The sequence below is a fragment of the Hymenobacter sp. HSC-4F20 genome (genome assembly GCF_019599275.1).
GTDB lineage: Bacteria > Bacteroidota > Bacteroidia > Cytophagales > Hymenobacteraceae > Hymenobacter.
Genome location: NZ_JAHZTD010000003.1, coordinates 512,202 through 536,213 on the forward strand (window position 1 = coordinate 512,202; position 24,012 = coordinate 536,213).

At 60.0% G+C, this 24,012-nt stretch carries 21 protein-coding genes; 11 read left to right on the plus strand and 10 right to left on the minus strand.

What is annotated here, in order from left to right; all coding sequences use genetic code 11:
- Positions 1-393 precede the first annotated feature (393 nt).
- The 5 genes from K3G63_RS18215 (at position 394) to K3G63_RS18235 (ending at position 8,411) form a co-directional block, all read left to right on the plus strand.
- Positions 394-4,158 (plus strand): T9SS type A sorting domain-containing protein, encoded by a 3,765-nt coding sequence (locus tag K3G63_RS18215; RefSeq protein ID WP_220615539.1) that lies wholly within the window; start codon positions 394-396, stop codon positions 4,156-4,158.
- A gap of 204 nt (positions 4,159-4,362) precedes the next feature.
- Positions 4,363-4,968, plus strand: a complete 606-nt coding sequence (locus tag K3G63_RS18220) for a HupE/UreJ family protein (RefSeq protein ID WP_220615540.1) — start codon at positions 4,363-4,365, stop codon at positions 4,966-4,968.
- Between the two features lie 128 nt (positions 4,969-5,096).
- Positions 5,097-7,460, plus strand: coding sequence for a M1 family metallopeptidase (locus K3G63_RS18225; RefSeq protein ID WP_220615541.1), 2,364 nt, complete (start codon positions 5,097-5,099; stop codon positions 7,458-7,460).
- Between the two features lie 121 nt (positions 7,461-7,581).
- Positions 7,582-7,956, plus strand: a complete 375-nt coding sequence (locus tag K3G63_RS18230) for a PH domain-containing protein (protein WP_220615542.1) — start codon at positions 7,582-7,584, stop codon at positions 7,954-7,956.
- Between the two features lie 71 nt (positions 7,957-8,027).
- Complete coding sequence (locus K3G63_RS18235; RefSeq protein WP_220615543.1) at positions 8,028-8,411, plus strand: hypothetical protein; 384 nt, start codon at positions 8,028-8,030, stop codon at positions 8,409-8,411.
- 67 nt (positions 8,412-8,478) lie between these two features.
- On the opposite strand, the gene K3G63_RS18240 is transcribed toward K3G63_RS18235, so the two are convergent.
- The gene (locus K3G63_RS18240) at positions 8,479-10,518 is read right to left on the minus strand and encodes a S9 family peptidase (RefSeq protein ID WP_220615544.1); all 2,040 of its coding nucleotides are present in this window, start codon (positions 10,516-10,518) and stop codon (positions 8,479-8,481) included.
- 159 nt (positions 10,519-10,677) lie between these two features.
- Between K3G63_RS18240 and K3G63_RS18245 the strand changes: the two genes are divergently transcribed.
- The gene (locus K3G63_RS18245) at positions 10,678-11,565 is read left to right on the plus strand and encodes an urease accessory protein UreD (protein WP_220615545.1); all 888 of its coding nucleotides are present in this window, start codon (positions 10,678-10,680) and stop codon (positions 11,563-11,565) included.
- Between the two features lie 25 nt (positions 11,566-11,590).
- Here K3G63_RS18245 and ureG read toward each other — a convergent pair whose 3' ends face one another.
- The 8 genes from ureG to K3G63_RS18285 all read right to left on the minus strand — a co-directional run bounded on the left by ureG (position 11,591) and on the right by K3G63_RS18285 (position 19,422).
- Positions 11,591-12,343: an urease accessory protein UreG gene (gene ureG, locus K3G63_RS18250; RefSeq protein ID WP_220615546.1), complete on the minus strand. Its 753-nt coding sequence runs from the start codon at positions 12,341-12,343 to the stop codon at positions 11,591-11,593.
- A 72-nt stretch (positions 12,344-12,415) separates the two neighbouring features.
- Entirely contained in the window at positions 12,416-13,099 is a 684-nt protein-coding gene (locus K3G63_RS18255; RefSeq protein ID WP_220615547.1) for an urease accessory protein UreF, read from the minus strand.
- Between the two features lie 203 nt (positions 13,100-13,302).
- The gene (gene ureC / locus K3G63_RS18260; RefSeq protein WP_220615548.1) at positions 13,303-15,018 is read right to left on the minus strand and encodes an urease subunit alpha; all 1,716 of its coding nucleotides are present in this window, start codon (positions 15,016-15,018) and stop codon (positions 13,303-13,305) included.
- An 11-nt stretch (positions 15,019-15,029) separates the two neighbouring features.
- Positions 15,030-15,455: a hypothetical protein gene (locus K3G63_RS18265; protein ID WP_220615549.1), complete on the minus strand. Its 426-nt coding sequence runs from the start codon at positions 15,453-15,455 to the stop codon at positions 15,030-15,032.
- Between the two features lie 101 nt (positions 15,456-15,556).
- Positions 15,557-16,246, minus strand: coding sequence for an urease subunit beta (locus K3G63_RS18270; RefSeq protein ID WP_220615550.1), 690 nt, complete (start codon positions 16,244-16,246; stop codon positions 15,557-15,559).
- Positions 16,247-16,265: 19 nt separating this feature from the next.
- Positions 16,266-16,955: an urease accessory protein gene (locus K3G63_RS18275; RefSeq protein WP_220615551.1), complete on the minus strand. Its 690-nt coding sequence runs from the start codon at positions 16,953-16,955 to the stop codon at positions 16,266-16,268.
- A 141-nt stretch (positions 16,956-17,096) separates the two neighbouring features.
- Positions 17,097-18,479 carry an NAD(P)/FAD-dependent oxidoreductase gene (locus tag K3G63_RS18280; RefSeq protein WP_220615552.1) on the minus strand — a complete coding sequence of 461 codons (1,383 nt, stop codon included), beginning with the start codon at positions 18,477-18,479 and terminating at the stop codon, positions 17,097-17,099.
- A 274-nt stretch (positions 18,480-18,753) separates the two neighbouring features.
- Positions 18,754-19,422, minus strand: coding sequence for a carboxypeptidase-like regulatory domain-containing protein (locus K3G63_RS18285; RefSeq protein ID WP_220615553.1), 669 nt, complete (start codon positions 19,420-19,422; stop codon positions 18,754-18,756).
- A 140-nt stretch (positions 19,423-19,562) separates the two neighbouring features.
- Here K3G63_RS18285 and K3G63_RS18290 point away from each other — a divergent pair, with 140 nt between their 5' ends.
- The 4 genes from K3G63_RS18290 to K3G63_RS18305 all read left to right on the plus strand — a co-directional run bounded on the left by K3G63_RS18290 (position 19,563) and on the right by K3G63_RS18305 (position 21,790).
- On the plus strand, positions 19,563-19,961 hold the full coding sequence (locus K3G63_RS18290; protein ID WP_220615554.1) for a metalloregulator ArsR/SmtB family transcription factor: 399 nt from the start codon (positions 19,563-19,565) through the stop codon (positions 19,959-19,961).
- Between the two features lie 56 nt (positions 19,962-20,017).
- Positions 20,018-20,344 (plus strand): ferredoxin, encoded by a 327-nt coding sequence (locus K3G63_RS18295; RefSeq protein WP_220615555.1) that lies wholly within the window; start codon positions 20,018-20,020, stop codon positions 20,342-20,344.
- Between the two features lie 123 nt (positions 20,345-20,467).
- Positions 20,468-21,163: a YjjG family noncanonical pyrimidine nucleotidase gene (locus K3G63_RS18300; RefSeq protein WP_220615556.1), complete on the plus strand. Its 696-nt coding sequence runs from the start codon at positions 20,468-20,470 to the stop codon at positions 21,161-21,163.
- A 78-nt stretch (positions 21,164-21,241) separates the two neighbouring features.
- Positions 21,242-21,790, plus strand: coding sequence for a hypothetical protein (locus tag K3G63_RS18305; RefSeq protein ID WP_220615557.1), 549 nt, complete (start codon positions 21,242-21,244; stop codon positions 21,788-21,790).
- A 4-nt stretch (positions 21,791-21,794) separates the two neighbouring features.
- Here the strand turns inward: K3G63_RS18305 and K3G63_RS18310 are convergent, their stop codons facing one another.
- The gene (locus K3G63_RS18310) at positions 21,795-22,790 is read right to left on the minus strand and encodes a glycoside hydrolase family 43 protein (RefSeq protein WP_220615558.1); all 996 of its coding nucleotides are present in this window, start codon (positions 22,788-22,790) and stop codon (positions 21,795-21,797) included.
- Between the two features lie 582 nt (positions 22,791-23,372).
- Between K3G63_RS18310 and K3G63_RS18315 the strand changes: the two genes are divergently transcribed.
- Positions 23,373-23,939, plus strand: coding sequence for a hypothetical protein (locus K3G63_RS18315; protein WP_220615559.1), 567 nt, complete (start codon positions 23,373-23,375; stop codon positions 23,937-23,939).
- The last annotated feature ends 73 nt before the right edge of the window (positions 23,940-24,012 follow it).

Here is a 24,012-nt window from a genome sequence, read left to right on the forward strand (position 1 = left end):
ACGCCCCGCCGGCCCCACTGCCGGCGGGGCTTTGCGTTTTTTATCCGACTACCCGCAGTCTTGACAATACATTCTTCCGGTAGCGGACCGTCTGCTCCTTCTTCGGAACACACAACAGCAACTAGGTCCATCTTTTCGGGTGGCATATTTGTACATACCGGCCGGCTTCGCTTGGCCGGCGTTTGCTTAGCCGGGGGAGCGTAGGTAACAGAGAGCAAGCAGGAAGTCGAAAATTATTTTTAATTCAATATAATCACAGTAAAGTATCATACTATATTTTTCGGAGCTTAGCAGCCAGCCAAAACGTAGGGCTATCCGTTATAGGCTCGGCTTCGGCCAGTATTTTCCAGACTCTTTCCTTTCTCTATCGTTCCCACCCTTACTTCCATCACCATGATGCGAACCATTACTATGACCAGCCTTGGCCGGCCACTTGCCGTGGCGTTGCTGGGGCTGTTGTCTTTTTCCGGAGCCGTAGCACAAAAGCGGCCTGTGTCGGCGGCTACTAGTGTACGGCAAGGCGCGCGTGCTCCGCAGGCCGCTATCAGCTCCACCGCTACGGGCGGCAACTGGAGCGACGCCACTACCTGGGTTGGGGGCGTAGTGCCCACAGCCAACGACGAGGTAACCATTGCGAGTGGCGCTACGGTTACGCTGGACGTGAATGCCACCTGCGGCAACCTGACCGTTGCCGGCGGCGCTTCCCTGCTGACCTCGGCCAGCACGGCGTACCAGCTGCAGGTAGCCGGCAGCCTGCTCAACAACGGCACCCTGGACCTGAGTAACACCACCGGCACGGCTACCGTGGGCTCGGAGCTGCGGTTTACGGGCGCGGGAAATGCCAGCTTTAGCGGCACGGGTACCACGGATCTGCAAAGCCTCTCATTGGGCAAAGCCGCCGCGACGGATGTGGTAAGCCTGGATTTGCCGAATCTGGCGGTGCAGGGCGCGGCGGGCACGCCTAGCACCGGCACGGGCTTCCTGATAACACGCGCCGGCTCGCCGGCGGCCGATTACATGACCGGCATTTTGCGGCTGGCGGGTACAGCTACGCTCACCAATAAAGTGGTGCAGTCGGCTTCCTACATCATCCCGGCCACAGGAGGCATCTGGCTGAGTAACCCAAATTTTACGGTAGTAGGCCAGAATGGCTCCGTGACCAACAACGGACTGCTGCGCGTGTCGGCGGGCACGTACACCATTGGTAGCAGCTCGGGCAACTCGTTGGGCTTTGGCAGCGGGGCCGCTCTGACGGTGGAAGGTGGGGCCCTGAACGTGGCTGGCCGCCTGAATGCGGCATCCACAGCGCCCATTACCTTTACTCAGAGCGGAGGCACTATCAGCGTACTGACGCAGGCGCCCTCCACCAGCGCATTTGCTTCCTTTGGGCTGCTGAGCAACGACCCGGCCAACGTGCAGAACATCTCGGGCGGTACCATCGTGCTGGTGAACCGCAACGGGGCGGTTACGCCGGGCAACGACTACAACGTGCTGGGTACCATGAACTACACGGGCGGGACGCTGCAAGTCGGCTCGGGGGCCACGGCCACCAATTTTAACTTCAGAATCGGGGGTAACGTACCGGGCCTGGTCATTGACAATACCACCAACGCCAAAACGGTAGCCCTCGGCGCTCCTACCACTATCTACGGCCCGGTTACCATTAACTCAGGTACGTCTCTGGACGTGGGGGTACTGGAGCTAACCTACCGTGGCCCGGGCATTACCAACAATGGCACGCTCACGGCCACCAGCGGCCGGCTGGCCTTTACCGGCACTACTGCCCAGACGCTGGGTGGCACGGGCACCTTTTCGGCAGTGGGCACGCTCACGCTTAACAACGCCGCCGGCCTGACGCTGGGCACTCCGCTGACCGTGGCCGATAACCTGGTACTTACCAGCGGCAAGCTGGCTACTACAGCCACCAACCTGCTGACGCTGCAAACAGCCAGCCCACCCACCGGCTCGGCTGCCAGCTACGTACAAGGGCCCCTGGCTATTCAGATCAATAGCTCATCAGTGGCGGCGCGCACGTTTGCCGTGGGGGACGCCACCGCTTGGCGTCCCATCGTAGTAAGCGGCCTGACTACTACCGGCATGCAAACCTTTACGGCTACCGTACTCAGCGGCACGCCCGCAGCCACGCGTACTGCCCCGCTAACGGTAATTAACACTACCCGCTACGCCCGGGTACAGGGGCCGCTCCCGGCCTCGGCCACCGTGCAACTCAGCTACGGCTCGGACGACGTGGTAGGCAATGTTTCCTCGGCGGTAGTGGCGCAGGCCGCCGCCCCGACCGGGCCCTACACGTCGGTGGGTGGTGCCCCAACCAGCACGCCCACCACGGGCTTGTTTTCCACCGCCAGCCTGACTAGCGGCCAGGAGTACTTCGTGCTGGCCAATACGCAGCAGGAAGGTGGGGTACTGAGCAGCAGCATTGCGGGCGGCTGCCCCGGCATTGGCGGCACGCTCACGCTCACCAACTACAGCGGTACCATTGTGGGTTACCAGGTAGATACGGGCGCGGGCTTCCAAGACGTGGCCGGCACTACTACTTCCCCTACGCTGACCTTCAGCAACCTCACGCAGACGTCCACTTTCCGGGCCGTGCTGCGCACTGTAGATGGCCGTACCGTGTTTTCCCAGCCTGTTACCGTTACCGTAACGCCGGCCCCGGTGGCTACCCTCACGGCTACCTCCGCCACTACCTTCTGCGGCTCGGGTACGCTCACGCTCACGGCTCCGGCCAGCACGGGCACTGTGTTTTACCAGTTTTTGCGCAACGGCCAGCCCATTGCTGGCGCTACTGCCGCTACGTATACCACCACCGTTACGGCCAGCGCGTCGTACGCGGTAACGGTAAGCAATACCAGCGGCTGCTCAACCACCTCAACTCCTGTTGAGGTAACGGTAAACCCCGCTACCACGGCGGGCTTCAGCTACGCGGCCAGCAGCTTCTGCACCTCCGGCACGGCTAACCCCACCCCAACCCTGGCTACTGGAGCTACGGCCGGCACGTTTAGCAGCACCACGGGGTTGGTGCTGGACGCTGCTACCGGAACCATTGATTTGTCTGTCAGTAAGCCGGGCACGTACACCATTACCAACTCGGTAGGCGGCAGCTGCCCCTCCAGCGCCACGTTCCAGGTGACCATTACGGCCCCGGCTGCGGCGGGCTTCAGCTACGCCAGCACCAGCTTCTGCACTTCCGCCAGCGGCGCGGTAGCTCCCACACTGGCCACGGACGCCACGGCCGGCACTTTCAGCAGCACGGCTGGCCTGACCCTGAACCCGACTACCGGCGCCATCACGCCGAGCACCAGCACGCCGGGCACCTACACCATTACCAACACCGTAGCTGCTGCCGGAGGCTGCGCCGCTGCTACGGCTACGGCCACGGTAACCATTACGGCTCCGGCCACCGCCGGCTTTAGCTATGCCAGCGCCAGCTTCTGCTCGGGTGACGCCGCCACTCCCACCCCTGCCCTGGCAACGGGAGCTACGGCTGGCACCTTCAGCAGCACTACCGGCCTGACGATAAATGCGGCCACTGGCGCCATTACGCTGGCCTCCAGCACTCCCGGCACGTACACGGTCACCAATAGCGTGGCCGCTTCGGGAGGCTGCGCGGCGGTAACAGCTACGACTACTGTCACGATTAACGCTACCCCGGCCCGGCCCACGGTTACGGCCACCTACAGCGGCAGCACCACTACCCTGACCAGCAGCGCGGCTACCGGCAACCAGTGGTACCTGAACGGCACGGCTATTCCCGGCGCTACCAATTCTACCTACGTGGTTAGCGCTGCCGCGCAGTATGGTACCTACACCGTAGTCACTACCTCGGCGCAGGGCTGCGCCTCGCCAGCTTCGCAGCCGCTGGTAGTCACTACCAGCGTGAAGCCTCTGGCTGGCTCCTCGCTCATGATTTATCCTAACCCTACCTCCGATGGTCGCCTGACCCTGAAGCTGCAGGGCTACTCGAAAGCGGTGGAGCTGACGGTGTATAACAGCGTGGGCCAACCCGTGCGCACACTAACCGTACCAGCCGGCCGCCTCGACCAGCCCCTGGACCTGAGCCAGTTACCCAGCGGCGTATATCTGCTACGCGCCCGCACAGAGGGGGGCCTGGATGTTCGCCGCATCGTGAAGCAGTAAGCAGCTTCTTGGCTTACTCAAGGCAATGCCCCGTCGGCTTTCCGGCGGGGCATTTTTGCTGCCGATGGCCCTCGTTAGTCGCGGACAAGGGCGCGCACCCGGCGGGCTTGGCGGTTGGCAACGGCGGGCAGACTGGCGGCCGGTGCTAGGCCAGGCAGCGGCAGGTGAATACGCATCTGGCGGGTAGGCCGTAGCTTTGCTCTGATGTCGCCTTCCGTTTTCACCACCTATCTGCAGCTTGGGTTTCACCACATCTTCAACCTGCAGGCCTACGACCACCTCGTGTTTCTGCTGGCGCTGTGCGCGCCCTACGTGCTGCAAGACTGGCGGCGGGTAGTAGCGCTGGTTACCAGCTTTACCGTGGGCCACTCTATTACGCTGGCCCTGGCCACTCTCGACGTGGTCAGCTACTCGCCGGACCTGATCGAAACCCTGATTCCGATAACTATTGTTCTCACCTGCCTGCTGAACCTGGCGCGGGCTGGCCGGCCGGCCAGCCGGCCCGGGGAACGGCCCGAGGCATCCGGCCTCGTCCTGACCTTACCCAACCTGCTGGCTGCGGTGTTCGGGCTGATTCATGGGCTGGGTTTTTCCAGCTACCTGCGCCAGCTGCTGGGCCGACAGAGCCGGCCAGTGCTGGAGCTGCTCAGCTTCAACCTGGGCGTCGAGCTAGGCCAGCTGCTGATTGTGGGACTCATCTTGCTGATTGGCTTCGTGTTACTGCGTATCTTTACCGTAACCCGCCGCGACTGGCTCCTGGTAACCACCGGCGCTGCGTTAGGTATTGCCCTCACTCTTTTGGTGGGCTAAGTGGTACCGTAGTGAACTTGATTTGCAACCCGCCGCGGGCGGGTGTGTCTTTCGCCGCACGCGGCGGGTAGCAGTTGCCGCCGCCTGCGTTTCAACCCAATTCTGCCTTTTTCTCCCCTTTTACCTATATGCTGAAACCTACTCTGCTGGCCGCCGGGCTGGCGGCGCTGCTGGCCTTGCCGGCGGCGGCGCAGAACACTAACTCCGGCACCGATAAATTCGCCCAGCTGGAAACTCTGCTGCCGACCCCTAACTCCTACCGGACGGCCTCGGGCGCGCCCGGCAGCGAGTACTGGCAGCAGCGCGCCGACTACAACATCCGGGTAAAGCTGGACGACGCGAAACAGTCGATTTCCGGCGACGAGGACATTACCTACACCAACCTCTCGCCCGACGTGCTGACCTACCTGTGGGTGCAGCTCGACCAGAACATCCTCGACAAAAACTCGATTACTACCGCTACCGAAGTAGGCCAGATTCAGCCGCGCATGTCGTTTCAGGCGCTGGATTACCTGCAGCGCAGCGAGTTTGATGGGGGCTTCAAGATTGCGGAAGTGAAGATGAAGGGCGGCAAGGCCCTGCCCTACGTCATCAACCACACCATGATGCGCATTGACCTGCCGACGCCGCTGCGGCCCAAGCAGGCCGTCACGTTCAGCATTAAGTGGGCCTACAATATCAACGACCAAACCAAAATTAACCAACGCTCGGGCTACGAGTATTTCCCGGAGGACAAAAACTACCTCTACGAAATTGCGCAGTTCTACCCCCGCATGGCGGTGTACTCCGACAACCAGGGCTGGCAGCACAAGCAGTTCCTGGGCAACGGCGAGTTTGCCCTGCCCTTCGGCGACTACCGCGTAAGCATCACGGCCCCCGCCGACCACGTAGTGGGGGCTACCGGCACCCTGCAGAACGCTTCGGAAGTGCTAACCTCGACCCAGCGCCAGCGCCTGGAGCAGGCCAAAAACGCCAAGAAGCCCGTTCTGATTGTCTCGCCCCTGGAGGCGGAGCAGGCGGAGCTAAAGCGCGCCAAAGGCACCAAAACCTGGACTTTCGCCGCCAAAAACGTGCGCGACTTTGCCTGGGCTTCTTCGCGGAAGTTTATCTGGGATGCCATGGGCATCAAGCAGAACGGCACGCCCGTGATGTGCATGAGCTACTACCCCAAGGAAGGCAACCCGCTGTGGGGCAAGTACTCCACGGAAGTAGTGGCGCACACCATCAAAACCTACTCGAAGTTCACCATCCCCTACCAGTACCCGGTGGCCATTTCGGTGCACGGTCCGGTGGGCGGCATGGAGTACCCCATGATCTGCTTTAACGGCGGCCGCCCCGAGAAGGACGGTACCTACTCGGCCGACCGGAAGTATGGCATGATTTCGGTGATTATCCACGAGGTAGGCCACAACTTCTTCCCCATGATTGTGAACTCCGATGAGCGCCAGTGGACGTGGATGGACGAGGGCCTGAACACCTTTGTGCAGTACCTCACGGAGCAAGAGTGGGAGCGGAACTACCCCTCCAAGCGCGGCGAGCCGGCCAACATCGTCGCCTACATGCAGACGGACAAGAGCCTGCAGACGCCCATCATGACCAACTCGGAATCGGTGCTGCAGTTTGGCAACAATGCGTACGGCAAGCCTGCTACCGGCCTGAACATCCTGCGCGAAACCATCATGGGCCGCCAGCTCTTCGACTACGCCTTCAAGGAGTATGCCGAGCGTTGGGCCTACAAGCACCCTACCCCCGCCGACTTCTTCCGCACTATGGAAGATGCCTCGGGCGTAGACCTCGACTGGTTCTGGCGCGGCTGGTTCTATTCCGTGGATAAGACCGACCTGGCCATCGACGGCGTGAAATGGTACACGGTGGATTCCAAGAACCCCGAAATTGAAAATGCCCGCAAGCGCGAAATGATCAATAAGGCGCCCCAGAGCATTTCGCAGCAGCGCAACCTCCAGGACATTCAGAAGACGCTGGTAGATGAGAAGCCCGACCTAAAGGACTTCTATAACAACTACGACCCGCTGGCCACCACCGAAGCCGACAAGCAGCGCTACCAGCAGTTGATAAAAGGCATGAGCCCTGAGCAGCAGCAGCGCCTGAGCAACGGCCTGAACTTCTACGAGGTAAGCCTGAAAAACAAAGGCGGCCTTACCATGCCCGTGATTGTGCAAATGACTTATGAGGATGGCAAGCAGGAAATCATGAACATTCCGGCTGAAATCTGGCGGAAGAATAACGCCGAGGTAACCAAGGTGTTTATCACCGAAAAGCCAGTGGTAAGCTTCGTGCTGGACCCCTTCCAGCAAACTGCCGACACCGACCTCTCGAACAATGCCTGGCCCCAGAAAGCCGCACCTTCGCGTTTCGAGCTGTTCGAGTACCAGCAGCGCGCCCAGCCCAACCCCATGCAACAACAGTCGGCCCTGCAACAGAAGGAGCAGAAGCCGGTGAACGGCACTACCTCCCCGGGCGGCACCAACTAACTGTCATTCCTCGCTTGGCTCGGAATGACACCGCCTTTTAAGCGAAAAGCGCCGGATTACTCTGTAGTCCGGCGCTTTTGTTTTAGCTTCCTCTCCATCTTTCCACCTCACCCTTACCTCTATGGGACTCCTTGATGCCCTCCTCGGCAACGCCGCCGAAACCGACGCCCAGGAAATTCAACTCGAACTCAGCCAGCTCCTGGCTCCGGGCGAAACCGTGCGCGCGGCCTACGCCGTAGTGCGCGACCTGCTGGTATTCACTACCAAGCGCCTGATTTTGGTGGATAAGCAGGGCGTGACGGGTAAGAAGCGCGAGTACCTAAGCCTACCCTATCGCAGCATCGAGCGGTTTTCCATGGAAACCACCGGCCACTTCGACCTAGATGCGGAAATTAAAATCTGGGTGCGCGGCCAAACGGAGCCCATCAGCAAGACCTTCCGCAACGACAAGAACATTCACGACGTGTACCGGGCCCTGAGCGAGTTTGCGCTGTAGCGCGGAGGTAGTGACGTGCAACCATCTGGCCAGTAGGCAGCTCTTGGTAGTAACCTCTACTTCCTTCCCCTATGATGCGTTCGTTACTCTCCATAACCTTGGGCAGCCTGTTTCTGCTAGGCCTGCTAGTTAGCTGCCAGACTGAGGAAGAGGCGCAGGAGCCCGATCTGAGCTGTGTTTCCGTGCGGGTGCTCGGGCTCAGTTGCAACGGCATGCTCCTGCAGCTGGATGAGAATGTAAACTTCGGCAATACCATCATGTACCGCGACACTTTACGTACGCACGTAGTTGGTACGTACTCTGAGCTGCCGACCGGGGCCGAGCCAGGCCGGAAGATTACCTTTGCGCTGCGCAACCCCACGGCTCAGGAAGCCGCTTCGCGCCCGTGCCTGGCCATCTACCAGAGGTTCGACGTGCCCCAGATGGTAGTAGAGTCCCCGCGTTGCAGCAAATAGATTGTTAGCCAGTAAAAAAGCCCGGGGCATATACGCCACGGGCTTTTTTTGTTGATCATAACGGCTCTTACTGGCCGCCAGCGCTGGTGCTTCCGGCTTTCAGGTACTTGTCGTACCAGGCCAGGTACCGGTCGTAGCGGTCCTTCACGTAGCTGGGCTTGCTGATGCCGTGGAACTGGCCCGGGTAGATGATCAGCTGGGTGGGCACCTTCCGACTTTGCAAGGCCTGGTACATCTGCTCGGTGTTAAGCAGGGGCACGTTGAAGTCCTTTTCCCCGCAGAGAAACAGCGTGGGCGTGTTGATCTGGCCGGCGTGGAAGAAGGGGTAGGAAATGCGCATCCACACGTCGGTATGGTCCCAGGGGGTGCCCAACTCAGTTTCGTAGTCGCGGATGTACTGGTCGGTGCCGTAGCCGGCCAGCACGTTGGCAATGCCCGCGCCGCTGGTGGCAGCCTTGAAGCGCTTGTCGCGGGCAATGAGGTGGTCGGTGAGGATGCCGCCGTAGCTCCAGCCGCCCACGCCCAGCCGGCCTGGGTCGGCTACCCCCTGCTGCACGGCGTAGTCCACCACGGCCAGGGCGTCGTCGGAGTCCTTGTTGCCCCAGTCGGCGTAGATGGCGCGGCAGTATTCCAGGCCCCGGCCCGAGCTACCGCGCGGGTTGCTGGCTACCACCGCGTAGCCGCGGGCCGCCAGCACCTGCCACTCCGGCGAGAAGCTGTACGCAAACTGAGACACGGGCCCGCCGTGAATCCGCAGTACCGTAGGGTACTTCTGGCCGGCCTGGTAGCCCACCGGCTTCACCACAAACCCACTGACCAGGGTACCGTCCTTGCTTTTGGCCTGAATGGGCTCCACGGCCCCCAGCTGCACGGTTTTCAGCCAGGCGTCATTCTGCTTGGAGAGCGGGCGCAGGCCTTTCTTCTCGAAAGCAAACACCTCGTCGGGCAGCAGCGGCTCGCTGTTCACAACCACTACCTGGCCTTTCGGCCCCAGCTCAAACTCCGTGATTTCGCGCTGGCCATCGAGCACCCGCTCCACCTTGCCGCCGGTGGCCGACACCCGGGCCAGCACCTGGGCGCGGTCGTCTTCTAGCAGGAAGTACAGGCTCTTGCCATCTTTGGACCATTGCGGTTTCAGGGTGTTGCGGTCAAGGCCCTGGGTGAGCAGCCGGGGCGTGCCACCCGTAGCCGGAATAACGGCCAGCTGGTGCAGGCCATAGACTAACTGCTCTTTAGGTCCGCCTTCCACGAAGGCAATCTGTTTGCCATCGGGGCTCCAGGCGGGGCGGCCGCTCCAGTTGCTGGGGGCGCTGTCGGCTACGTCGGTAGTGGTGAGCTGGCGCGGCTGGGCGCCGGGGGTAGCGTCTATAGCGTACAAGTCGAAGTTGTCGTGGCGGTCAGGGTCTTCGCCGCGCTTGCTCACGAACACCAGCTGCTTGCTGTCGGGGCTCCAGGCGGGAGCGTGCTCATCGTAGCGGCCGGGCGTGAGGTTCACCAGCTTGCGCGTGGCCACATCGAACACGTACAGGTGTTGGCGCTGCTTGTTGAGGTAGCCATCCACGTCCTGCTTGAACTGAAACCGGTCAATGACAATAACCGGCGGGGTTTTCTTTTTGGCCCGCTGCACCTGGGTAAGTGAGTCGGGGTCAGCGTCGCGGATGATGAGGGCCAGGCGCTTGCCATCGGGGGCCCACACGTAGTCCTGCACGCTGCCTTTCAGCTTGGTGACTTTCTCGGCCTCGCCCCCGTTGCGGTTCAGCAGCCAAAGCTGGGCGTGGCCTTCCTCGCCCTCGCCCCTACTCGACAAAAAGCTGAGGTACGTACCGTCGGGCGAGAAGCGGGGGCTGGTTTCGTTGTCGGGGCTGGTGGTTACGCGCAGGTTGCGGCTGCCGTCGTAGCGGGCCATCCACACGTCGGCGTTGTTTTTATCGGCGGCCGTATCGGCTTGGCTGACTACGTAGGTAACCCACTGCCCATCGGGCGAGAAGTGGGCGTCTTTTACGTCGCGCAGCTGCTGCAGGTCGCGGGCCGTGAGCGGGTGCGGGGCCGATTGTGCCCACGCCGCCGCCGGGGCCAGCACTCCCAGCAGAAGTAGTAGCTTTTTCATGTAGTCAGAGGAGAAACGAGGAAAGGGAACAAGGACGGCGCTCGAGAAGTGAAGTTGCGCCCGCCTGCTTACTGAAGATAGTAGCCAGCCGAATAAGATTTAGGGGTTACTTTGCTCAGAGCCCGGAATCAGTCCTGCTTATCGTCTTTTCTCTCTGCCTTGGAACCTGCGTCAGCCTTTCTTCCTACTCCCCCTACCCCTTCCCAGTGGAGCAAGCTGGAAATAAGCTGCGTCCGGGACTACTCGGTACTGACGATGAGCCGCAGTGTGCAGCCGCTGAAGCTGCTGAACCCACGGGCCGCCGGCGGCAGCTGCCACATAGTGCTTTCCAGCTACGGGGGCGGCCTGCTGGCCGGCGACGTAATCCGGCTGCAGGTTGTAGGGCGCATGGGCGCGCGTTTCTTGCTGGGCACCCAGGCCAACACCCGCATTTACCGCTCGCCGGAGGGTAGCGTAGCCGAACAACTTACCGAAGCTGCCCTGGAGCCGGGTAGCCTGGCGGCCGTGCTGCCCGACCCCGTGGTGCTGCAGGCCCAGAGCCGCTACCGTCAGCACCAGCATTGGCACTTGGCCCCCGGGGCCCTGCTGCTGCTGGCCGACTGGTTCCACTCGGGCCGCATGGATAGTGGCGAGCAATTCGCGTTTACGTCCTACGAGTCGGAGTTGCGGGTAAGTGTGGGGGGTAGGCTGCTGGTCCTGGATCGGTTTGCTTTTCGCCCCGCCGAGCATATTGCTACCTCCCCCGCTCACTTCGACCGGTACCAAACTTCCTTGGCCGTGTACCTGGTTGGCAGCCCAACGGACGCCCGGTTCCACCGGCTTCGGCAGACGCTGGAAACCCAGCAGCCCCACTCCCGCGACGGACTTTCGCCCGAGCTTTTTACCCAGGAGTGCGTGGTAGCGGTTACCGCCGTCCGGCCGGGGGTGCACCTGCTGCGCGCCTTTGGCACCAGCCGCCACGCATTGCAGCCCATCTACGCAGCCTTGCACGAGGCCTTAGCAGCCCCGGACCTGTTGGGGTATCATCCGGGCCTCCGGAAATACTAGGGGGCTCTTTCTATACTGGCGCTGCTTACCTTCTATCCTCGCGCACCGATTCCAGGGCGCGGGCTTTGGCGGCGTGAATATGCTGAATGATGTCGTCGAGGCCATGGCCGTGCAGAGCGCGGGCAAACAGAAACGGCCCCTCGCCGCGCATGCGCCGGGCGTCCAGGTCCATCACGCCCAGGTCGGCCCTCACTAGCTCGGCCAGGTCGGTTTTGTTGATGACCAGCAGGTCTGACTGGGTGATGCCGGGGCCGCCCTTGCGCGGCACCTTGTCGCCGCCCGATACGTCAATGACATAGATGGAGTAATCGACCAGCTCACGGCTGAAGTGGGCCGCCAGGTTGTCGCCGCCGCTTTCCACAAACAGGTAGTCAAGCTGGTGGTCGAAGCGCGTCATGAGGCCTTCCAGCGCATCCATATTCAAGGAAATATCCTCGCGGATGGCGGCGTGGGGGCAGCCGCCGGTTTCCACGCCCACAATGCGGTCTTCGCTGAGGGCGCTATGCCGGATAAGAAACTCGGCGTCTTCGCGGGTGAAGATGTCGTTGGTTACTACCCCCAGCTCAAACTCATGGCGCAGCCGCTCGCACAGGGCTTTCAGCAGGGCCGTTTTGCCCGTGCCCACCGGCCCACCAATGCCCACGGTGAAAGCCCGCTGCCGAAAGTTGCGGTGCGAAGGCAGCCGCCGCGTTTCACGTTGCGCATAGTCGCCCGGCGACTCGTAGTACTCGTGGGTGTGGCCATGAAGCAGCAGGGCGAGTTTATCGATGAAGGCCATGGTGCGAAGTGAAGGATAAGAGAGTGTTAGAAACAGAAACGGACAAGCAATAGCGCTACCGCCGCATCCTGGTCAGTTTTGAAAAAGACGCGAATAGACCTGCTCATGCAGCATCTGGGCGGCGTCGAGCAGGCTGGCAGACCGGGTGGCCGCGCGGTAATCCAGGGCTTGGGCACCGGCCAGCAGGTCATCGAAAATGGCGTAGAACTCATGCTGCAGCCGGTGCCCTTCCATGGGCCCCACGCACCCCAGGCGAATGGCCGCACTAATTTGGTCGCGCAGGGCCAGGTGCAGGTAGAGGGTATGAACTTCGGGCAGTGCGTATCCCAGCCGGGCCAGGCTCAGGGCCAGCACCGGCACGAAATGCAGCGGTACTTCTTCCTGGGCAAACCACTCAGCCAGCGCTGCTACCCCTGCTTCCGGCTGAAACGAGTGTAGTACCCGCAGCCAGGTTTTGCCCTGGGTGAGGCTGCCCTTGTGCAGGGCCGGAACCAACAGCTGCGCGTCGTATTCGCTTACCACGAGCGTCAGCAGCTCCGCATCAGCGGGCAGGCTTATCTGGAAGCAGGAGTTCAGAAATGGAATTTCCAGCCCTACTACCTGCTGCAAATACGAGTACAGGTAGTTGCGCAAGCCGCTTTGGCTGCGCACCAGCCCAAACGTGCGGCTACTTTCCAACCCGTAGGAATACGCAAAGCCGCCCGTCGGCAGGGCCGAATCGGCGAGGTGAAGCAGGCGGGCCAAACGGGTAGACACGGGAAGAAAACAATTTGAGAGGGGTAGGTAATCTGCTTGTCGTCGCCTCTTTATCAGGCTGAAGGGTGGGCTCTTACTGCTTAATTAGGGTAGCCCTTATATTCGGCAGAGGGCCCTGGCCCTACCCCACCGGATAACCAGAAGATTCTAGCCAATTGCTTTATTGCAGCCAGCCAACCAGCCAGTTAACCTATCAGGCGGCGCTAAAACAGATTGTACAACTGCGCCAGCGGGAGCTTCTCTACCGGCTCACAGGTGAGGTGCACGCCATCCACGGTGACGCGGTAGGTTTCGGGGTCCACGGCAATGTTGGGCAGGTAGTCGTTCAGGGCCATGTCCTTTTTGGTCACGGTGCGGCAGCCTTTCACGGCTACTACCTTCTTCTGCAGTCCATACGTGCCGCGCACATGCTGCACTGAGGCGGCTGAGACAAAGGCCAAGGAAGTTGGACCGGTAGCGCCGCCAAAGGCGCCAAACATAGGTCGCGAGAAGGAAGGCTGCGGCGTGGGAATAGAGGCGTTGGCGTCGCCCATCTGGCTGCGCACAATTACCCCGCCCTTAATCACCATTTCGGGCCGGGAGCCGAAGAAAGCGGGCTTCCAGAGTACCAAATCCGCCAGCTTGCCCAGCTCCACCGAGCCGATTTCCTCGGCGAAACCGTGGGCGCGGGCGGGGTTGATGGTGTATTTGGCCACGTAGCGGCGGGCCCGGAAGTTGTCGGTGCCGCGGGTGGCATCTTCGGGGAGCAGGCCGCGCTGCTCGCGCATTTTGTGGGCCGTTTGCCAGGTGCGCGTCACTACCTCCCCCACCCGGCCCATGGCCTGGGAGTCGGAGGAAATGATGCTCAGGGCACCCAGGTCGTGCAGGATGTCTTCGGCGGCAATTGTCTCGCCCCGGATGCGGCTTTCCGCAAAGGCCACGTCCTCGGGAATGTTCTTATCGAGGTGGTGGCAGACCATCAGCATGTCGAGGTGCTCATCAATGGTGTTGCGGGTAAAGGGCCGGGTAGGGTTGGTGGAGGACGGAATCACGTTGGGCTCCCCGCAGATTTTAATGATGTCGGGGGCGTGGCCGCCGCCGGCGCCTTCGGTGTGGTAGGAGTGAATGGTGCGCCCCTTGAACGCGCCCACCGAGTTTTCCACGAAACCGCTTTCGTTCAGCGTATCGGTGTGGATGCACACCTGCACATCGTACTCCTCGGCCACTTGCAGGCAGGTATCAATGGTAGCGGGGGTAGTGCCCCAATCTTCGTGCAGCTTGAAGCCCAGGGCACCCGCTTCCAGCTGCTCGCGCAGCCCTTCGGGCCGGGACGTATTGCCCTTGCCCAGGAAGCCAAAGTTGAGCGGAAACGCATCGGTAGCCTTCAGCATCATTTCAATGTAGAATGCACCCGGCGTGCAGGTAGTGGCGCTGGTACCCGCCGAAGGCCCGGTGCCGCCCCCCAGCATCGTTGTCAGGCCCGATGCCAGCGCCTCGTCAATCTGTTGAGGACAGATGAAGTGAATATGACAGTCGATGCCGCCCGCGGTCAAAATTAGCCCCTCGCCCGCTATTACCTCGGTGGTTACACCGACCGTCATACCGGGCGTGACGCCCGGCATAATGTGCGGATTTCCCGCCTTTCCGATGCCGCTGATGCGCCCGTTTTTCACTCCAATATCGGCCTTGTAAATGCCGGTATAATCGAGCACCAGGGCGTTGGTGATGAGCAAATCCAGGGCCTCGGATTGCGGAATACCGGCGGCCTGGCCCATGCCGTCGCGCAGCACCTTTCCCCCGCCGAATTTGCATTCTTCGCCGTAGGTGCAGAAGTCTTTCTCCACCTCAATCACGAGGCTGGTATCACCCAACCGCACCCGGTCGCCGGTGGTGGGGCCGTACATATCGGCGTACGCGCGCCGGTCAAGGGAAAGGGACATGGGGAGAAGAACTAATCTTGGCCTAAATAAAAAAACGCACCATTTTTCTTATTCACATACCCAAACTGAGTGTTATTATAAGTTATAGATATAACCTCTTCATTTTTATCAAACCCTTCAATTTTCTTTTTTAAAATATTACAATATATACAACGCTCAAAATTAAAGCTCACTATTATTGGCCTCACAACTCTATACATCTGTGTTTTACTTTGTTTATGTGGATCCGTTTTCCATTTTACTTTCCCATTACTACCAATTGCGGTTATATATACTCTAGTTGAGTCCAGAATATACTTTGTTCCATCTTTTTTGTCAATTAGAAATAACTGCTTTGGTTTGCCATTTAGTGTGGCATGCGCGACATATTGTCTACTTTGCGCTTTGCAAATATTTACATATATTAAGTATATCAATAGCAAGAGCAGCCTTTTCATTCTTGTTGTTTTTTCAGGCAATAATCTGATTACACTTCGACGTCAGCACGCAAGATTCCTCGACTTTGCTCCGCTACGCTCGGAATACCTTCGTAAAAATCTTAATCCACCTTCCCATTAATCCGGGCGTTGCCGCCGTACACGATTCTCTCCCCAGCCAAGGCTACCAATTGTACTCGTTTCCGCTCGCCGGGCTCGAAGCGGACGGCGGTGCCGGCCGGGATGTTGAGGCGGAAGCCGCGGGCCGCGGCACGGTCGAAGTCGAGGGCGGCGTTGGTTTCGAAGAAGGGGTAGTGCGAGCCCACCTGGATGGGCCGGTCGCCGCGGTTGAGGACTTCCACGGTGAGGGTTTCGCGGCCTTCGTTCAGGGTCAGGTCGCCGGGTAGCAGGTGGTACTCGCCGGGGGTAGGCGCAACCGGCGCGGCAGCGGCGGGCTGGGTTCGGGTGAGGCCGGAGCCGTAGAGGGCCAACTCCGGGGAGCCTTGTTCCCGGCAAATGGGGTGGTGCACCGTTACCAGCTTGGTACCATCGGGGAAAGTGCCTTCTACCTGCACTTCGGCCACCAGCTCGGCCACGCCGGGCAGCACGTCCTGGAGGCCCAGAATCTGCTTGCCCTTGTCCATGAGCACGGCCACGGTTTCGCCGTCGCGGATAAACTCCAGCAACTGGGTAGCCAGCAGGGCCACGGCTTCGGGGTAATTCAGGGCCAGGCCGCGGGCGTAGCGTTTCTGAGCTACCACGCCGGCTTGGTGCAACACCAGCTTATCGAGGTCTTTGGGCGACAGGTGCATTCTTGTGAGAGCTGAGAGCTTAGATTCGAGAGATTAGGCTACCTAAGCCACTCCGATTTTCTGGCGGTGGCGTTGACCGGGTTTGAGTTCTTGGCTCCTGTTTCGGAGCCCCGAACAGATTGCCGTACACCATCCAACCGCCATAGCCGATGCTAAGCAGGGCCGAGGCTACTACCATACCAGCGCGCAGGTTGCGGCTAAAGCGCATGCGTTGGGTAAAAGGAATGCTCATCAGGCCGGTGGCGCCCAGCATGCCCAGTACCGAGCCTAGCCCGAAGAGCAGCAGGTAGGCCACCCCCAGCCAGGGATTTTTCAGGCTTCCCATCAAGAGCAAGACCAAGGCCCCACTACCCGCCAAGCCGTGCACTAGCCCCACGGCGTAGGCCGTGCCGCGGCGGTAACGCGGCGGCGCCGTTTGGTAGTAGCTTTTGTCGGTCAGGCGGCTTAGGCCCATCACCAACAGCATCAGGCCCACGGCCGCCTCGAAGTAATTGGAGTGGCTGATGAGTGCCCGGCTCAGTAGCAGTGCCCCGCCGAACACTACCAGCGTAGTGGTGTGCCCTAGCCCCCAGAACAGTCCTTCCTGCACGGCCCGTAGGCGGCTGTCGTGGCGGGCTACCAGCGTACTAACGGCAATCAGGTGGTCGGCCTCGAAAGCATGCCCCATGCCGGCCAGAAAGGCAAACGCAATGGGAAGCAAGTCGTGCATGCCAGGTTAGGTATTGGTTGATTCGGGTCTTAATCTAGGGGCTTCTAGCGGAATACTAGCTATTTTCTTTGCTTAGCACCCTAAAAAAATACCCCACCTTCTCAGGCGGGGTATTGTTCTGACTCAGGAAGCCCTTTCATACTACCCTCCTAGTACAGCTGCATTAGGTACCGGCACAGAGGGGTTATACTCGGAGGTAGAGGCGTTGTGCTGAGCCGAGTTCTTGCCTTTATCGTCCTTGAAATCGTGGCGCTTGTAAGGCCGGATGATAAGGCGCAGTGCCTTATCGGAGCTGAAGTAGCTGATGGCCCAGCTTACCAGCGTCACGGCCTTGTTGCGGAAGCCAACCAGCGTCATCAGGTGCACAAACAACCAAGTGAGCCAGCCCAGGAAGCCTCCGAAGTGCCGGTCGCCGGGCAAATCCACTACGGCGCGGTTGCGGCCTACAATAGCCATGCTACCCTTGTTGAAGTACTTGAAGGGCTGCAAGGCTTCGCCCTGCAGCAGGCGCTTAAAGTTTTTGGCCAGCTGCTCGGCCTGCTGAATAGCTACGGGGGCCAGCATGGGGTAGCCGCGCGGCATTTCCTCGGTGGCCATGTTGGCTACGTCGCCGATGGCGTACACGTTTTTGCTGCCCAACAAGCGGTTTACGGTGTCTACGTTGAGCCGCTTATTTTTAGCCACTACCTCCGCCGGAAAGCCTTCCACCGCGGCACCGTTCACGCCGGCCGCCCAAATCAGGTTTTCCGTGCGCAGAAACTCGGTATCGGAATAATAGAGCTTGCCGTCCTCGAAGCGGGTAGCCTTGGTGTTGAGTCGAATATGGATGCCCATTTCCTCCAGGTACTGCTTGGCCTGCACCTGTGAGTCGACAGACATGGGCCCGAGCACTTCCCCACCCGACTCTACCAGGTAGATTTCCATCTGTTTCAGGTCCAGCTCGGGGTAGTCCTGGGGTAGTACATCTTTACGCATTTCGGCCAGGGAGCCGCAGATTTCTACGCCGGTGGGGCCGCCGCCTACCACTACCACGTTCATCAGAGCCTGCCGCTGCATGGGGTCTTCGGTGAGCAACGCCTTTTCGAAGTTCTGGAATAGGTAGCTGCGCAGGTTCAGGGCATTGGGAATGCTCTTGATTTGCATGGCATTGCGCTCAATGCTTTCCAGCCCGAAGTAGTTGGTGAGCGAGCCGGTAGCTACCACCAGGTGGTCGTAGCGGATTTCGCCGATGTTGGTAACGACGGTGTTGCGGGCCGGATCTACCCGCTGCACATCGGCCAGGCGGAAAAAGAAATTCGGCTGGCCCACAAATATCTTACGGATGGGGTAGGCAATGCTATCCGCCTCCAGGGCGCCGGTAGCTACCTGATAAAGCAGGGGCTGGAAATTATGATAGTTATTCCGGTCGATGACGACTACCTGCACGGGCGCGTCGGCAAGGTCCTTGGCCAGCCGCAGCCCAGCAAAGCCACAGCCAATAATTACAATACGCGGCTGAGTGGTAGCCGGGAGGTTGGTATCCATATCTGATACAGCTGAATGTCGGCGTAAGAGTACGACAAACTGCGGCAAAAGCGCCAAAATCCTGTACCGAAAATCGGAAGTATAGGTTGTGCTACCTGTTTAGCTTACCCGGAGGAAAGACTAGCACGCTGCCCGGCAAGTATTTGCTACCTAACCCCTACCCTCTCGCAAATGCGCAAGCCCTTGCTGCGAGGATACACAGCAAGGGCTTGCGCGTGGAGGAGGGGTAGGGTTCGAGACGAAAAACTGTGCGGCTTGCCCGAACCACACTGGCTTAGTAGTCTACCCCTTCTTTCTTTTTAAACTCCCCATCCTTCACCTGCTTGATAAGCTGCAGCCAGCTGAATGGGTTGAGCAAGGGGTTGTTGGTAGCGGGCGTAGGAGCCATGCCCATGCGCCGCTGCTGGTCGTACTGCTGGTTTTGCATGGTTTGGCGGTAGTTGCCCATGCTCGTGACGGGCAGCGTGTTAAACATGCGGCGCATTGTCTGCTCGTTGAGCTTCTCGGCGGCCGTCCGGTCGCTTTCCGCCGGGGCTTTCATGGCCAGAAAGGCTTCCTTGAAAGCCTTTTCGGTAGCATAAGGAAAAATACGAACCTCCGGCAGCACCGTGGCATCTTCCCGAAGCTGCACAATCACGGAATAGCTCTGGCGGGGGTAGTTAGGCGGAATGACAACGTACTGATTGCGGTAGCCCAGGCTCCGAATCACGATACTGTCGCCGGCCAGCACCGGGATAGAGAAGTAGCCGTAGGGGTTGGTGGTGGTGCCACGCCCGGCCTTGGGCACAAACACGGCCGCGCCCGGCACCCCCAGCAGGGAGTCGCCGGAGGCCACAATGCCGGTGAACTGCACCACCTGGCGCTGGCCCTGCGCCCGCGCATGGCCGGGGGCCAGCAGCAAAGCCACCAGCAGCAACCCGAACAGAACGGGTAGAAAAGACATTCGAATTCGGGCCACAGCAAACATACAAGGCATTACAAGCGACAAAGATACGGCACTTTCGGGGGCCGCTGGCGGGTTTAAGGTAAATTCGGGCCCGCCCGATTTGGTTCAGGGTTCTATTTTCCTGCTTTCGACTAAAGATGCGCCTCAAACACTTTACCGTTGCATTCGGCCAGCAACTATTCAAAGCCCTCGGCGACGAGAGCCGGGTGCGCATCTTGCATTTGCTCTGGCGCAACCAGGAAATGTGCATCTCCGACCTGGAGCAGGTCTTGGATTTCACCCAGACCAAAACCTCCAGGCAACTAGCGTACCTGAAAAATGCGGGCCTCGTCAACTTCCGCCGCCTCGACAATTGGGTGTTCTACTTCATTAAGGATGAAGCCCAGGATTTTCTGCACCAGCTGCTGAGCTACATGGAGCGCGACCCCCAGCTACTCCGCGACCAGAAGATTTACCAAACGCTCTGGTCGAACCGGGAGCTGGCCGCGTATAAGCTGCAAAACCGTCGCTGGACCGGAGTTTCCGACGCTCATTGAGGTGGGAACTTCTGCCGACTGCCGGCGGCTTTTCTGCCTTTTAACCGTTGCTACCTGTGAAATCTGCCGCCGCTGTTACCCGATTGTTTGTTTGCACTGCCCAGAAAGATGAAGTTGGGAAGGACGTGGCCAGGGCGCTGAAAATAGAGCTGAAGAAGCAGGGCCTGAAAACCCTCTTGAGCGGGGGCGAAAAGCGCAAAACCCGGGTGCAAACCTGCAACTGCCTCGACCTGTGTAAGCACTGCAAGAAAGGACCCGGCGCCGCCCTCATCGTGTATCCCGAAGGCACGGTATACGGCGACGTGAAGCCCAAAGACGCTCCTGATATTGTGCGGGAACACTTAAGCGAGGGCCGGGTTGTAAAGAGGCTGCGGGTGGAGTAAACGCCTTTATAGCATCAACCTCTGCCAGGCAAGGCCGCGCCGTGCTACGGTGCTGGTGCGTACGTTTACTTTTTGCTACCCCCTCTTCTGTCCTGTACCTTCTTCACCTGCTACTTCTGCCCCTTGAAATACCGTCATATTTTCTTCGACCTCGACCATACGCTCTGGGACTTCGAAACCAATGCCAATGAAACCCTGCGTCATTTGTTTGCGCAGCACGAGTTGGGGCGCTACGGTTCCTTTACAGTTGAGGAGTTTATTCGGGTGTATTCCGATATCAACCATGGGCTCTGGCGCCTGTACCAGGGGGGCAAAATCACGCAGCAGCAGCTGCGGGCCACCCGTTTCCCGCGCACCTTCGTGAAGCTGGGCCTGACGGAAGCCGACGCGCCGGCCGATATGTCGTCGGAGTTTACGGATCTGCTACCCCACAAAACGGCCGTATTCCCTTACACCTACGAGGTGCTCGACTACCTCCGCGACAAAGGGTATGTGCTCCACCTTATTACCAACGGCTTCAAGGAGATTCAGCACGTAAAGCTCAGCGCCTCCCGCCTGACGGACTACTTCCAGGAAATTGTAACCTCGGAGTGCTGCGGCCATCTCAAGCCCGATGCCCGTATTTTCCAGCATGCGCTCGAACGCAGTGGCGCTACCGCGGCGGAAAGCCTCATGATTGGCGACAACCTGGAGTGCGACGTGCTGGGGGCCTACAACGCCGGCATCGACCAAGTGTACTTCAACCCCGAAAAGCGCCGCCACCTTGCCCACACTACCTACGAAATCAGCTGCCTAAGCGAGCTGAAGGACATTTTGTAGGTAGCTTGGAGGGCGTAGCGCCGCGGCGTAAGCTCGCCCAGACGGCACCTCCGGACGCAGGTACTTACCTTTGCGGCCATGATCAGACTGATTGGCCTCTCGGGACGCCGTGGCAGCGGCAAAGACACTATTGCCCGCATGCTGCAACAACTTCAGCCAGAGCGGCGCTGGCACATTCGCTCCGTAGGCGAGCCCATTAAGGCCGTGTGCGCCGCCCTGGCCGGCGAAGGGGTTACCCCCTACTTCTCCCAGGCTGGCAAGGCGGAGCGGCTGCCGGCGTTCGGGCGCACCCGGGGCGAACTGCTGCAGCAAGTGGGGTTAGCCCTGCGCCAATGGGAGCCCGATATCTGGGTACAGGCCTTTTTCTCTCGCCTTCCCACCGACCAGTGCACGGTCATTCCTGATGTGCGCTTCCCCAACGAGGCCGACCTGATCCGGAGCCGGGGCGGCCTGATGCTGCGCGTTGAAGGCGACCCGCTTCGCCAGCGCGGCGACGGCACCCGCGACGACAACCACCCCAGCGAAACCGCCCTCGACACCTACCCCCACTTCGACCTCCTACTCCGCAACGAAGGCTCGGTGGCAGAACTAGAGCAGCAGGTACGGGAGCTATTAGAGCGGGTGTAGAATGCTAGGCTGGCGCCGCCTGGTCTTCCCACGAAGGGGTTCCGCCCGAAAGCAGCCGGGGCCAGCCAGCTACATATTCCAGCCGGTCTAGCAGCATCACGCGGCGCGAGAAGCCTTGTTCATCATCAATAGCATCGAAGGTTGGCTGCCACGGGTCAATAGCATGGTAGGCCAGCCAGTCCTGCCCGGCCACGTCCGTAACCACGCAGTTGTGGCCGGGGGCGTGCCAGTGGTCGTTGCCTTCCAGCAGCATGGCGTAGGGGTTGCCGGTGGCTTCAGCCAGAGTTTCGAAGGGGCCGGTAGCCGCGCGGGACCGGGCTACCAGCACGCCGTAGTGGGCATCGGGGCCGCAGCAGTTGTTGCCGGAGTAAAATAGGTAGTACCAGCCGTGGCGTAGCACCACCCAGCTACCTTCCAGCAGCTGGTCGTAGCGCCGCGGGTCGCCGGCCCCGGCGGGCTCCAGCAGCGTTATTTCCTCACTGCCTGGTGCAAAGGAAAGTCGGTCTTCGGCTAGCTCCCGTACCCGCAGTGCCCCGAAGCCCGAGCCCCAGTACAGCAGCCGCTTGCCCGTGGCGGGGTCATCAAACGCCATGGGGTCGATTTCCAGGAAGCCTGTGCCGCATTGCAAGGGTGCGCCTATATCCTGGAACGGTCCGGCGGGGGTAGTAGAGGTAGCCACGGCCAGGCAAAGCCCGGCGCCCGAATCGGGTTTGGCCGAGTAATAGAGGTAGTACATGCCGTTATGCTCACTTACGTGCGGGGCCCAAAACTTTTGCGTAGTACTCGCCCAAATCGGTTTCTGCGGCAGGCCTTCGCCCAGGTATTCCCAGTGCACCAAATCCGGGGAACGAGCTACCTGCAGGTTGATGATGAGGTTACCGGGCCGCTTGGTCTGGGTACCGTAGGCGTAGTAATAGCCATCCGCCGCCCGAATGAGGGTAGGATCCGGAAAGTCGAAGTCCCAGATGGGGTTGCGGTAGGTAGCGGCGGGGTTGGGCATAACAGCGGGGGTAGTCGATACACCCGTATGCAAACGAATTTCAACTGGCTTGGATACTGGCTCTACATTTTGGGCCGGGAACATAGCCCCTGGTAGTAGCTTTACTACGCGCTCCTGGCATAGCAGTACGCCTACCCTTTTACTTATGTAAGGTGTGCTTATTGGCTCTATTGATCTGGTATTCTGTTTCTATTTCAACCACGCTCTTTCTACTTATCTCAACCTGATATGACAACTGACAGCCGCCTGAGAAAACTAGTAGTTGTTGGAGGCTGGGTGGTTGCTGCACTCTTTGTGTGCTACCAATTTTATGAGGAGAAGCAGTTAGACACCGCCTCTGTGGCCTTGGCCCGGGTACAGCGTTTCGGTAAAAACACGGGCAAGACCACTTCCTATTTTGCTCAGGTGGCTTTTCACCCCCCGAATGATACATCACGGCTTGTCCTTACTGAGGTGCCAGTAGATATGCGCCTGTATGACCGCCGACATCTCTGCGATACGCTAGCCATCCGCTATTTGCCTTCTCACCCGGAAACAGCTGCCTATCTCTCTTCCAATACAAGCATAGTCTGGGTTACTGTTATGGTGGGTTTTGCGCTGCTGGCAGTTGGCAGTGCGTATTGGCCGGCGCACTGGTTAGCTAAGCTACAGAGCTGGCAGTGGTTTCAACTCAGCAAGCATAGCAGTCTGGCGCTGCTGGGGGCAGGTGTGTTAACGGCCGGACTACGAGGGTGCATTGAATGGTCGGGGCGGGATGGGCAGTTGGGACCCTATTACCAAGGCCCGCATGTACTGGGCCGGGTAGTAGGGGCCAGCACGCCTGGTACAGCACCTGGCGTGTATGTTTCTTTCCGGCCCCCGGATGAACCCGCCTCTTTCGAGGCGCGCCTACGCCTGCTACCCCTGCCAGCAGTGTACCACTACACCTTCGGGCAAGCACTGGCACTAGGCTGGCACCCTCAGGTAGAGGTGTGGTATCCTGAGCACCATCTGGAACAGGCGCAGCTGCTGCTCCAGCTTCAGCCTACCGCCACAGAGCGGAAAGGCGGTTCTGACGGTCTTCTGGTAGTAATGGGCTTCGTCCTGCTCATGACGCAGATCAGGCTGCTTGAGGAGTGGCGTTACCGCAGGCACTCGGAGCCAGACTGAGCCCATTAGCTGCCGTATGCTTCTCCCGGCAGGTATTAGCCCTGGCCTCTTTACCTTTGCCCTCCCCCTCCAC